Genomic DNA, 11,688 nt, shown 5'->3' on the forward strand with positions numbered 1-11,688 from the left:
GCAGGCCGCGCAGCCGGTGGAAGCCGGCGAGCGACTCGACGAGATGACCGGGCTCCGGCTCGAGCGCGAGCGGCACACCGGCGCGCGCCGCCGCCTCCAGGACGGGGCCCAGAGAGCTGCCGAGCAGCTGCCAGGCCGTGCTCTCGCCGGTGGCGGCCGAGCGTACGCCGCTGAAACAGTGCACCGCGTGCGCGCCCAGGTCCGCGGCCACCTGCACGGCGGTGACCAGCAGCGCGGTCCGTGCCGCCCGGCCCTCGGGCTCCGGCTCGAGCAGACTCGGGGCGTGCTTGCGGCGCGGGTCGAGCACGTAGCGGGCGCCGGTCTCCACGGTGACGGACAGCCCCAGCCGCTCCAGCCGCGCGGCCACCCGGGCGACCCGGCCGGCGAGATCGGGGCCGAGGGGGTCCAGATGCATGTGGTCCAGGGTCAGGCCGACCCCGTCGTAGCCGAGGTCGGCCAGCACACCGAGGGCGTCCTCGAGCCGCAGATCGGTCAGGCCGTTGGTGCCGTATCCCAGGCGGACGCTCATGTGGGGCTCACCTTCCGGGCCAGCCGCCGGGCCACGGGGGCGAGGCCGGTGAGCAGCGCGGCGGAGGCCGGCGCGCCGGAGCGGGCCGCCAGGGCCGCCTGGAGCGGGATCATCGCGCGGATGCCGCCGCCGACGGCCCTTTGGGTCAGCGGCGGCGACGGGTTGAGCGCGGCGTGCAGATACGGGACCGCGGCCGTCGCCACGTAGACGCCGGCCAGAGCGGCCCGGACCCGGGCCCGGGGCCGGTGCTCCGCGCGCCGCCCGGCGCCGGTGAGCGCACCGAGCACGGCCGTCGCGCCGAGCGCGGCCAGCGGCGCGCCCGCCCGGCCTCCTTGGACCTCGCCCCGGGAGACCGCGGTGAGCGCGTAGGTGTGCGCGCCGAGCACGGCGGCGGGCAGCAGGGCGCCGCGCACCGCCCGCGGGCGAGGCCCTGCACCCGTGCCGGGGCCGGCGCCCGCCACCGCGCCGAGCAGGAGGTCCAGGCCGCGGGCGGCGGCCATCGCCGCCGGGCCCGCGGGGGTGTGCTTCAGGCGCAGGTCGTAGGCCCACACGGTGCCGGCCAGGGCGGCCGCGGTCAGCGCGGCGGGGCGGCCCGCGGCCAGCGCGAGGCCCAGCCCGGCGGCGGTCAGAGCGGTGGCCGCCGCCAGTGCCTGGGCGGGAGAGATCCGGCCCGAGGGCAGCGGGCGGTGCGGGCGCTCGACGGCGTCCTCGGCCCGGTCGGCCCAGTCGTTGAGCGCCATGCCCGCCTCGTACAGGCACAGCGAGGCACCCGTCACCAGGGCGGTGCGGGCCCCGGGACGCACGCCGCTCGCGGCGGCCCCGGCGAGCACGTCGCCGGGGACGGTGAACAGGGCCGACACACGCAGGAGTTCGGCCCAGTCGCGGGGGGTGCTCACCGGGATCCCCCCAGTGCCGCGGCGAACGCCAGCAGCTCCTCGTACTGCTCGGCCAGAGCGGCCGAGGAGCCGTCGGGGTCCTTGAAGTAGAAGCCGAGCCCGGGAAGGCTCCCGGTGATGCCCGCCTCGTGGGCGCGGGCGGCGAGCCGGGCCAGGTCGAGCACGAGGGGCGCGGCCAGCGCCGAGTCGCAGCCCTGCCAGATGGTCTGCAGGATCATCCGCGAGCCGAGGAAACCCTCGAAGGCGACATGGTCCCAGGCGGTCTTCCACTCGCCGAGCGCGGGCACGTCGTCGATGTGCACCTCGCCCTCGGGCAGCGCGCCGAGATTGTCCTCCAGGACCCGGTTCTTGCCCGCGTTCTTCGCCGCGGCGGCCGCGGCGTCGGCGAGCGCGGCACCGTCGCCGCCGCCGAGCAGATTGGTGCCGGACCAGGCCCGCACCTCAAGGGCGCGCTGGCGGAACATGGGCGCGAGCACCGCGCGCAGCAGGGTCTGCCCGGTCTTGCCGTCCCGGCCCGCGTACGGCACCGCGGCCGCCGCCACCGCCTCGGCGAGGGCCGGGTGACGTATCCCGGTGGACGGCGTGAAGTTCACGTACGCGCAGCCCGCGCGCAGGGCGGCCGCCGCGTACAGCGAACTGGCCGGCAGCCGCTTCGCGCCCGGTGCCGGGGCGGGCTCGGTGGAGGCGACGTTCACCACGACGGTCCGGGCGAGGCCGGCCCGCCGGGTGAAGTCCTCGATGTCGGCGGCGAACGCCCGGATCAGCTCCTCGTCGCCGCGCGCGTCGCCGGGCAGCGGGCCGCCGGCGCGTATCTCCCGGTCGGCCGCGGCCAGTTCACGGTGCACGGCCCGTACCAGCCCGTGCGGCAGGACGCCCTGCTCGGCGAGTGCCTCGGCCCGCTTGGGCAGCGGCGTCTCGACCGTGTCGTGGCCGCCGAAGACGAGGTCGGACAGGGCGGGCAGCGAGGCGGCGGCGAACGCCGGCGACTCGGTGACCACGCCCGCCGGCCCGTACAGCCCCGCGGCCAGCGCGGCGCACCCGGCGACCGCGGTGGTGGCGACGGAGCCGCGGGCCCCGATGAACCAGACGCCGGTGTTTTCGCCGCTGTCTGCTCCGGCAAGAACACCGGGTGTCTCGGCATGCTCGGACACGGAAGGCCTCCTGAAGTGCGTCGGTTCTGACGAGCGGGGCGGTGCGCGAGGGGCGCTACCGGGCGCGTTCCTGGAGCCGTTCGGCCAGCTCGCTCCAGGCGGCCGCGCAGCTGCGGGCCAGGTCGGCGACCTCGGGGGCCCAGTGACAGGGCAGCGCGTGGGCGAGCGTCTCGATGTCCTGGCCGGTGACGGCGTAGTGGTGCAGCCGGCGCAGGGCGCGCCGGCCGGCCTCGTTGAGCCGCAGCGAGGGGTCCTCGCCCAGCTTGGCGAGCAGCTTGTGCCGGTCCACCGGGGCGGCCTCGCGCTCACCGCGGGCGGGCTCGGCGGGCGGGCGCCGGCGGCCCGGCCCGGCGGGTTCGGGCGGGGCGGGCCGGGCGTCGCGGTAGCGGCCGGGCACGGGGTCCTCGCCCCGGGCGATCCGGCGTCGCACGTCGCGCACCGTGGCCGGGGACAGGCCGGTGGCGCGGGCCACCTCGCGCAGTCCCGCCTCGGGCGCCTCGCGCAGCAGCGCGGCGGCGCGGCGGCGGCGCCGGCCGCTGTCCATCGGCCGCACCCGGCCGTCCCTGCCGAGCCGGGTGCCGCTCTGCGCCGCGGGCCCGGCACCCGGCCGCGTGCGCAGGCGGGAGACCGTCTTGTCGGAGATCCCCGCGGCCGCCGCGACCGCACGGTCGGACCACTGCGGGAACGCCTCGACGATGCGGGCCGCCGCGGCCGTGCGCTCGCCGCGCGACAGCGGCAGGCCGTGGGTGACATTGGCCCGCACCGCCAGCACGAAGGCGGCGTCCCGGTCGCAGTCGACCAGCCGCGCCGAGATCTCGTGGCACCCGTTGAGCTGGGCCGCGCGGACCCGGTGGACACCGTCGATGACGCGCAGGGTGGCACGGTGCACGGTGACGGGCGGCAGCCGGTCGCCGGCCTCGGCGAGCACGCGCACATGGGCCTGGTCCTGGCCGGACAGCCGGGGGGAGCCGTCCAGGACGAGCGAGTCGACGCGTACACGGGTGACGGGATGGGACGCGATCCACAGGGCCGGCGACGCGATCGTGCCGGGATCGCCGGCCGGGTACGTCACCTGCTCGGCCAGAGACAACGTGCACCTCCCAACAGCGTCTGCAACGGCGGATCCGTTTCCGAGCGACATTGGAGGCGCTCGCGCCGAACAGTGTCAACGCGCCACCAGCCGGTCTCGAATCCGGCTGAAGTCCCTCTCGAGGGCGGGGCCGGCGGCCGCCCGCCGCGCGTGTTCGTGTCACGGCCCGGCGGCGCGCGGTGTCTTCAGGACGTACGCACCCGCCACGACCGCAGCAGACCCCGTGGAACCCCGCCTGAACCTCTTCGCCGGCCCCGTCGTCGCCAAGGCCCTGAAGTACTTCGCCTCGGCGAGCCGCGTGCTCATCAAGGAGTCGTCGCTGCCGAAGCCGACCCAGGACCTGGTGATGCCGCGGGCGAGCCAGATCAACGGATGCGGCTACTGCACGGACGCGCACTCCAAGGACCTCGCGCACGCGGGGGAGTCCGCGACCCGGATCAACCTGGTCGCGGCCTGGCGCGAGACCGGCGTCTTCACCGACGCCGAACGCGCCGCGCCGGAGCTGACGGAGCAGGGCACCCGGATCAGCGACGGCGCCGGCGGCATCACGGACGAGGCCCGGACCGAGGCCGCCAGGCACTACGACGAGGAGCAGCTGTCGGCCCTGGTGTGCTTCATCTCCCTCATCAACTCCTCCAACCGCTTCGGCGTCGTCAACCGCACGCCCGGCGGCGACTACCGGCCCGGCGATTTCGACTGACCGCCTCGAGGCGCCGTGGAAGCCCGGTGGACGCGCGCCCGCGCGGCACGGCGCCCGGGCCGCGAAGCCGCCTGCTGGATCCCGGTGTCCGGCGGATCCGCAGGTGTGCAATCACGGAATCCCCGAGGTTGCACACCGTGCGCGAGGCCCGGCCCCCGTGCCTATGGTGACGCCGGTCGCATGCGCCGTGCCCGCGGGCCGGGCCGCCGGCGGGCCGTCTGACCGGGTTCACCTGTTGCTACAGATGCGAGGCATCCATGACGGAAGAAGCTGCGGTGCAGCCACTGGTCCCCTTCCCTCAGGACCGTACGTGCCCGTACCACCCGCCGGCCGGGTACGACCCGCTGCGCGCGGCCCGGCCGCTGACCCGGGTCAGGCTCTACGACGACCGCGCGGTGTGGCTCGTCACCGGGTTCTCGGCGGCCCGCGACCTGCTCGGCGACCCGCGCCTGTCCGCGAACCAGGACAACGAGGCCTTCCCGTCGCCGACGGCCGGCTTCAAGAACCGTGTCCGCGGCCGCCGCCTCTCGCTGCTCGGCATGGACGACCCCGAGCACAAGGCACTGCGCCGGACGGTGATCCCCACCTTCACGGCCAAACGCATCTCCGCCCTGCGCCCGCGCATCCAGGAGATCACCGACCGGCTCGTCGAGGACATCATCGCCCAGGGCCCGCCGGCCGAACTGGTCAGCGCGTTCGCGCTGCCGGTCTCCTCGCAGGTGATGTGCCTGATGCTCGGTGTGCCCTACGACGACCACGAGTTCTTCGAGGAGCAGTCGCGCCGGCTGCTGGCCGGCCCCACCGTCGAGGACACCCAGCGGGCCGGCGAGCAACTCGACGCCTATCTGGGCGCGTTGATCGAACGCAAGCAGCGCGAGCCCGGTGACGGCCTGCTCGACGAGCTGATCCACGAACCGTACGCCCGGGGGGACATCCGGCGTGATGAGCTGACGGCGCTCGCGGCGCTGCTGGTCGTCGCGGGGCACGAGACCACCACCAACATGATCTCCCTCGGCGCGTTCACGCTGATCGAGCACCCCGAGCGCCTCGCCGAACTGCGCGCCGACCCGGACCTGATGCCCGCGGCCGTCGAGGAGCTGCTGCGCTTCCTGTCGGTCGCCGAGGGCGGGATGCGGGTGGCGACGCAGGACATCGAGTACGCGGGCCGCACGATCCGCGCGGACGACGGCGTCATGATGTCGACGTCCCTGATCAACCGCGACCCCGCGCTGCACGGCACGCCCGACGAACTGGACTGGCACCGCGAGGACCGCCACCATCTCGCCTTCGGCTTCGGCATCCACCAGTGCCTGGGACAGAACCTGGCCCGCGCGGAGATCGAGATCGCGCTGCGCACCCTGTTCGACCGGCTGCCCGGCCTGAAGCTCGCGGCACCCGTCTCAAAGATCCCCTTCAAACCCGGCACCACACTCCAGGGAATGATCCAGCTCCCGGTCCGATGGTAGGAGGCGAACGTGCGGATCCAGGTCGACAAGGACCGCTGCATGGGCGCGGGCATGTGCGCGCTCACCGTCCCCGGCGTCTTCACGCAGGACGACGACGGGCTGAGCGAGGTCCTGCCCGGGCGTGAGGACGGTGCGGGAGAGCCGCTGGTGCACGAGGCGGTACGAGCCTGCCCCGTGCAGGCCATCACGGTCGAGGAGACCTAGGGCGTGTCCGCCGGGCCCCGCCCGCCCGGCGACGCCCGGCACGCTCCCCCGAGCTCTTCGGGCAGGGGACCCCACGTCGCCGCCGGGCCCGCCCTGCGGGCGGACGACGCGACCTCGCGGACACGCCCCGGGACCTGTGGTGCGGGTCGTGCGGCGGTACGCGGGGCAGGGCGCGCACCCCCGAGCTCTTCGAGCGGGGGACCCCGGCGGCGCCGCCGCCGGCCGCCGGCCTCCCCGGCCCCCGGCCCGGGAGGCGTCCCCACCGCGTCGGCCTGCTCCTTCGCCCCGCAGTTGCACCCGGCCCGGCAGCGGTGATCGCACGCGGGCCGGCGGCTGTCGCCCGCCGGCCGCGACCGTGTGTCCCGGCACGCGCGCACGCCGGCCGCCTCGCCGGCACCGCGCCCGGCCGCCGTGCCCCTGGCGCCCGGGTGCCGTGCGCGCACCGGGGCGCGGCACGGGGCCGGTCGCGTCCGCGCCCGCCGCGTCCGGGGGACACCGCCCGCAGCCGCCGGTGCCCCGCCGCTTTTCGGCCCCGCCCCTTCGGGCCGAGCCGTGGCGGCAGGACCCGTCCCCGCTCAGCGCCCGGGGACGGTGTCCGCGGACAGGCGCGGGGAGAGCGCGGGCAGGGGGCTGTGCCCCTGTTCCCCGGGTCCCGGGCCGGGGGAGGCCGAGGCCTGCGGGGCCCAGATGTCGTGGCCGGTGTCGTGGCTGAGGAATTCGTCGAGACCCACCGCGTGCCTTCCCTGGGCGATGGGGACGCTTTTCAGGTACTCCTCGGGCAGGTCGAACGCCTCGGCGAGCAGGGCGAGATGGGGGGCGAGGTTCTCGACGGTCCGGTCGACGGCGCCCTGCAGCCCGCGGACGTGACCGGGCGTCAGCCGTCCCTCGCTGAGCAGGTCGCCGGTGTGCCGGCCGAGCTCCTGCAGCAGGAAGAGCCTGCACAGGTCCTCCAGCAGCAGACGCGTCCGTGGTTCCGCCGCGGACGCGGCCGCGGCGAGGAAGGCGTCCGCGGCCTGCAGCCGGGCGTGTGCCGCGACCATCTCCAGGCCGCTGGCGGAGGCGGAGTTCCAGCGCGCCAGCGGATCGCCCCGGCGGCCCTGGCGCATCGCGGTGCGGGCCCGGTCCTGCCAGATGGCCTCGAGGTGCGCGTACAGCTCGCGCAGGTACGACAGGTCCTCCAGGGGCCGCTCCTCGGCCGCGTGCGGCTGGTGGCCGCCGCGGTCCACGACATGCCCGAAGACCATCTCGGAGGCGGCCTTCACCCAGATGACGAGGTTGTCGCCCTCGGCGGTGATGCCGCCCTCGATGTTCGAGGCCAGGTCGGACAGCCCGTTGTGCGAGAACAGCCCGTGGGCCCCGCACCGCTCGCGGCACTCGACGACGATCGCGCGGGCCTGCCAGGTGATCCAGCCCTTGGCGATGGCGACCAGGCGTTCGGTCTCCTCCCGCTCCCCGGGGGCGTGGCAGGTCCAGCGGTCGACCACGCTGCGGTGCAGGAAGGTCATGGCGTAGGCCGTGGCCAGGGAGCCCAGGAGTCTTCCGTGGTGGCTGCGGTGATCCGCTATCGGTATGCGCAGGCCGGCCTTGGCCCCGGCGATGAGCCGGGTGCCGGAGTGGCGTACGGCGATGGAGAGGGCGGCCCGCGCCATGCCGAGCGTGCCCGCGCTCATGCACAGCTTGCCGGTGGTGACGCGGCTGATCGTCTGCAGAAACCGCCTACGCGGATTGCCGAGGCCGCTGACGAGCGTGCCGTCGGCGCCGAGGCGCCCGTGCGGGCCTTCCAGCAGGGCCTCGCGCGGCAGCCGCACCTGGTCGAAGGCGGTGACACAGTGATCGACCGGGGTGCCGGGCCGGGCGGGCAGACGGCGTACGTGGATTCCGGGGAGATGGCCGAACTCGTCGCTGAGCGGGACCAGGAACAGGCAGACCCCCTGGTCCTGCCCGTCCGTCAGCAGGCGCGCGGCCACCAGGGCGCTCTTGGGGCCGCCGGTCGTGCTGGTGTTGGGCATGAACTTCTGGGCGCCGGGGTTCGGCGTGTGCAGGACGAACCCGCCGGTGGCGCGGTCGTGCGCGGCCGTGGTCTCCAGCAGCGCGGCGTCGTTGCCGTGCTCCAGTTCGGTGCACAGGAACGTGCCCGTGCGGCGCATGGAGGTGTAGTCGGTCAGGTCCCGCGGGCCGGCGGGGTCCTGGTGGTCGAGCAGACTGCCGAGGAACAGGTTGTAGTGGATGCTCTCCAGCGTGCACAGCCCGCCGTCGAGGAAGCCGGTCCATTCGTGCAGGCCGGCTAACTTCCTTGGGTCGAGGGTCAGTTCACGGGGGTCGCCGAGCGCCGCGTTGACCTGCTGGAGCCGGGCGTAGGACAGCGCGGTGCGCTCCTGCGCGGACAGCCCGGGCCGGTGGTGGAAGCTCTCGTGCGCGATGAGGTCGCGCCAGACGCCGTGCAGCCGGCCCCGGTCGTCGCGGTCGAACAGGATGTACGTCAGCTCACGGAGGGTCGGCTCCGTGCCGCGGTGCGCATCCGCTGCTCCGATGGTGCCAGGAGCCTGCGGGGGTTTCATCAGCAGGTTCACAGCGATCTCCCCATGGAAGGACGACGGTGAGGGTGGTCTGTTGGCAAGAAAGGGACGCCCGCAAAGTACGTACTAACCGGTTTCTTTTTCAAGGCTCTTTTGGAACAGTTGACCTAAGCCCGTAGTGGATCAAATGCCCGCAGACGGGAGAAGCCGCTGGTCCGCAGGGGTGCGAGACGGCTCGGGCGGAGGGGATCCCGGGATCATCGAGAAACCGGCCGTCAGGTTTTATTGGGCGGAGGTCGGGGAGGATGACAGCGGCGACCCGACGGGGCGATTGGCCGGAATAAGGTATTCCGCAATGGGGGCGCGGACTTAAGATCCGACGTGCCGGTTTTTTTCCTGGCCGGTGGATCAAGGAACATGGAGGCGGCTTGTGACACAGCAGGAGCGGGCGGTCCGCACACGGCAGGCGATCCTGACGGCCGCCGCCGAGGTCTTCGACGAACTCGGCTACGAGGCCGCGACCATCTCCGAGGTCCTGAAGCGGGCGGGCCTGACCAAGGGCGCCCTGTACTTCCACTTCGCCTCGAAGGAGGAACTGGCCCAGGGCGTGCTGCTCGAGCAGGTCCGCGCCCTGCCCGAGACGCCGGAGCACGAACTCGTCCTGCAGCAGTCGCTGGACGAGTCGCTGCTCCTGGCCTACCTGCTGCGGCGCGACACCGGCAATCCGATCGTGCGGGGCGCCGTGCGGCTCACCGTGGACCAGGGCTCCCCCAAGGACGGTCTCGACCGCAGGACTCCCATGGGCGCGTGGGAGGAGCACATCGTGACGGTCCTGGGGAAGGCCAGGGAGCGCGGCGAACTCCTGCCCAACATCGACCTGGCGGCCGTCGGGAAGCTGTTCGTCGGCGGCTTCACCGGGGTGCAGGTCCTCTCCAACATCATGACCGGCCGCGACGACCTGCCGGAGAGGGTGTGCGACCTGTACCGGTACATCCTGCCGGCCATCAGCGTCCCGGGAGTCCTCGTGCAGATGGACTTCGATCCCCGGCGGGGGGAGCAGGCCCTGCGCAAGGCCCTGCGCCTGCAGGAGGAGAAGGCCCTCGAGGCCGCCGGAACGGCGTGAGCCGACGGCCTTTCGGTGCGGCAGGGCGCCGCACCGGGAGCAGGACGAGTCCCCTCGGGCGCACGCGGGCCGGTGCGCTTCATGCAAGGCCAACCGAAGCAAGGCCAACCGAAACGGAGTGCATGAATGGGATCCATCACGTGCCCCTACGCGCTGGATGCGCAGGGGCGCGATCAGGCGGGGGAGGCCGCGGCGCTGCGCGGACGGGGCGCCGCGGCCCGGGTGAGCCTTCCGGGCGGCGTCACCGCGTGGGCCGTCGTACGGCCGCAGTACGTCAGGCAACTCCTCCTCGACCCGCGGGTGTCGAAGGACGCGCGGCAGCACTGGCCGCCGTTCGTGCAGGGCGAGATCACCCCGGAGTGGCCGCTGTTTCCCTGGGTGGCCCTGGAGAACATGCTCACGGCCTACGGTGAGCGGCGCGCGAGACTCCGCCGACTGGTCTCGGGCGCGTTCACCGCACGCCGCATGGAGGAGCTGCGGCCCCGGATAGAGGAGCTCACCCACGAGCTCCTCGACGACCTGGCCGCGGTCCCGGCCGGCCAGGTCGTGGATCTGCGGGCGCAGTACGCGCAGCTGCTGCCGATGCGGGTGATCTGCGGGCTGATCGGTGTGAGCCAGGAGGCCGAGAAGCTCCTGGGCGCGGCGATGGACGTCGGCTTCAGCTCCGCCGCCACGGCCGAGGAGATGGCCGGGGCGATGGCCGACATCAAGGGGGTGCTCACGCGCCTGGTCGCCGCCCGGCGCGAGCGGCCGCAGGCCGACCTGACCTCCGCGCTGCTGCAGATCCAGGACCGGGGCGACGCGCTCACCGAGCAGGAGCTCGTCGACACGCTGCAGCTGCTGCTCGCGGCCGGACTCGAGACGCTGACCACCTTCATCGGCAACGCGATCGCCGAACTGCTCATCCGTCCCGAGCAGCTGGCGCACGTGCGGGCCGGCCGCGCGGACTGGGACGCGGTGGTCACCGAGACGCTGGGCACCCGGGCCCCCGCGTCCTACATGCCGCTGCGCTACGCCGTGGACGACATCGAGCTGGGCGACGTCGTCATCGGCAAGGGGGACGCGATCATCGTCTCCTTCGCCGCGGCCGTCCTCGACCCGGAGACCTACGGCGAGGACGCGGCGGAGTACGACCTGCTGCGCGCGGAGCGCCGTGACAACCTCGCCTTCGGCCACGGGCCGCACTACTGCCTGGGGGCCCCGCTGGCCCGGCTGGAGGCGGCCGTCGCGCTGCGGGCGCTGTTCGAACGGTTCCCCGGCGTGTCCCTGGCGATCGCCCCCGAACGCCTGGAACCCATCGAGTCGTTCATCGTCAACGGGCACAGCGAGCTTCCGGTGCTGCTCGGCTAGGGCGCCCCCGGGGGCGTGCGGTCCCCGCGGCCTCCGGGCCGCGGGGGCTTTGCGTTCTCCGCCGGTGCTCGAGCAGGACGGCAGCGGGCGTCGAGCCGTCTCGGAGACCGTGACGGCAGGCTGAAGGAGGGATTCTATGAGCCACGGCGAGAGCGCCCGGGCCGTGATCCGGGTGGAGCGGGGAGAGGCCTGCGAGGAGGAACTGGCCGCCCTGGCACTGGTGCTGCTCGCCCTGCGCGACGGCGGCGGGCACGGGGACGACGACGGGACCCGCCCCCTCGCGGGCGCGCACCGGTGGCGCGGCGGCACCGGCTACCGGGCCCCGGACAGCTGGCGCTGAACCCGCCGGGCCGCCGGCCGGGGGAGGTGCCGGCGGGGTAGATGCATCGTCAATTTACAAACCGCATGCGCGGTTTTATAATCTCTCTGCAGGGCTCCGAGGTGACTCGGCCGTGCCCCAGGAAGGGACCTGACATGGTGGCGACGACTGCCTCGGATTCGGTCGAGGTCGAACCAACCCCCATCGGCGGCCGCATCGCCGAGCTGCGCGAGATCCGGGGCCGGGCCGAGGCCGGCCCGAGCGAGAGGGCGACCGAGGCGCAGCACGCCAAGGGCAAGCTGACCGCCCGGGAGCGCATCGAGCTGCTGCTGGACCAGGGCTCG

At 74.1% G+C, this 11,688-nt stretch carries 11 protein-coding genes and 1 pseudogene; 7 read left to right on the top strand and 5 right to left on the bottom strand.

Translation table 11 applies throughout. From position 1 onward, the window contains the following. The 4 genes from CW362_RS40700 to CW362_RS44235 form a co-directional block, all read right to left on the bottom strand. The coding region (locus tag CW362_RS40700; RefSeq protein WP_162684398.1) for a sugar phosphate isomerase/epimerase family protein at positions 1–529 on the bottom strand (529 nt) is incomplete at its 3' end. Further along, positions 526–1,425, bottom strand: coding sequence for an SCO3242 family prenyltransferase (locus CW362_RS40705; protein ID WP_420856901.1), 900 nt, complete (start codon positions 1,423–1,425; stop codon positions 526–528). The genes CW362_RS40705 and CW362_RS40700, both read right to left, overlap by 4 nt. Next, positions 1,422–2,576 carry an inositol-3-phosphate synthase gene (locus CW362_RS44230; RefSeq protein WP_103554627.1) on the bottom strand — a complete coding sequence of 385 codons (1,155 nt, stop codon included), beginning with the start codon at positions 2,574–2,576 and terminating at the stop codon, positions 1,422–1,424. The genes CW362_RS40705 and CW362_RS44230 overlap by 4 nt, the downstream gene beginning before the upstream one ends. A gap of 55 nt (positions 2,577–2,631) precedes the next feature. Beyond that, positions 2,632–3,666 (bottom strand): ParB/RepB/Spo0J family partition protein, encoded by a 1,035-nt coding sequence (locus tag CW362_RS44235; RefSeq protein ID WP_162684399.1) that lies wholly within the window; start codon positions 3,664–3,666, stop codon positions 2,632–2,634. A 223-nt stretch (positions 3,667–3,889) separates the two neighbouring features. Here CW362_RS44235 and CW362_RS40720 point away from each other — a divergent pair, with 223 nt between their 5' ends. The 3 genes from CW362_RS40720 to CW362_RS40730 all read left to right on the top strand — a co-directional run bounded on the left by CW362_RS40720 (position 3,890) and on the right by CW362_RS40730 (position 6,036). Beyond that, positions 3,890–4,366, top strand: coding sequence for a carboxymuconolactone decarboxylase family protein (locus tag CW362_RS40720; protein WP_103554629.1), 477 nt, complete (start codon positions 3,890–3,892; stop codon positions 4,364–4,366). 257 nt (positions 4,367–4,623) lie between these two features. Then, a complete protein-coding gene (locus CW362_RS40725; protein ID WP_103554630.1) occupies positions 4,624–5,832 on the top strand; it encodes a cytochrome P450 in 1,209 nt (402 codons plus the stop codon). A gap of 9 nt (positions 5,833–5,841) precedes the next feature. After that, a complete protein-coding gene (locus CW362_RS40730; protein ID WP_103554631.1) occupies positions 5,842–6,036 on the top strand; it encodes a ferredoxin in 195 nt (64 codons plus the stop codon). 575 nt (positions 6,037–6,611) lie between these two features. Here CW362_RS40730 and CW362_RS40735 read toward each other — a convergent pair. Next, complete coding sequence (locus CW362_RS40735) at positions 6,612–8,606, bottom strand: acyl-CoA dehydrogenase family protein (protein ID WP_240658319.1); 1,995 nt, start codon at positions 8,604–8,606, stop codon at positions 6,612–6,614. Between the two features lie 376 nt (positions 8,607–8,982). On the opposite strand from CW362_RS40735, the gene CW362_RS40740 reads away from it, so the two are divergent. From CW362_RS40740 to CW362_RS40755, 4 genes and pseudogenes are all read left to right on the top strand, one after another. After that, a complete protein-coding gene (locus CW362_RS40740; protein ID WP_103554632.1) occupies positions 8,983–9,675 on the top strand; it encodes a ScbR family autoregulator-binding transcription factor in 693 nt (230 codons plus the stop codon). Positions 9,676–9,801: 126 nt separating this feature from the next. Then, positions 9,802–11,025 (top strand): cytochrome P450 family protein, encoded by a 1,224-nt coding sequence (locus tag CW362_RS40745; protein ID WP_103554633.1) that lies wholly within the window; start codon positions 9,802–9,804, stop codon positions 11,023–11,025. 136 nt (positions 11,026–11,161) lie between these two features. Then, the gene (locus tag CW362_RS40750; RefSeq protein ID WP_103554634.1) at positions 11,162–11,365 is read left to right on the top strand and encodes an acyl-CoA carboxylase epsilon subunit; all 204 of its coding nucleotides are present in this window, start codon (positions 11,162–11,164) and stop codon (positions 11,363–11,365) included. 134 nt (positions 11,366–11,499) lie between these two features. Continuing rightward, positions 11,500–11,688 (top strand): annotated as a pseudogene (locus CW362_RS40755) (methylmalonyl-CoA carboxyltransferase); the annotation flags it as partial.

Origin of the sequence: Streptomyces populi, assembly GCF_002911015.1 — a bacterium.
In the GTDB taxonomy this organism is placed as follows: Bacteria; Actinomycetota; Actinomycetes; order Streptomycetales; family Streptomycetaceae; genus Streptomyces; species Streptomyces populi.

What these genes read in the sequence shown, in the direction of transcription:
- CW362_RS40725 (WP_103554630.1), top strand. Translation starts at nt 4,624, where the DNA reads ATGACGGAAGAAGCTGCGGTGCAGCCACTGGTCCCCTTCCCTCAGGAC.
- CW362_RS40750 (WP_103554634.1), top strand. Translation starts at nt 11,162, where the DNA reads ATGAGCCACGGCGAGAGCGCCCGGGCCGTGATCCGGGTGGAGCGGGGA.
- CW362_RS40745 (WP_103554633.1), top strand. Translation starts at nt 9,802, where the DNA reads ATGGGATCCATCACGTGCCCCTACGCGCTGGATGCGCAGGGGCGCGAT.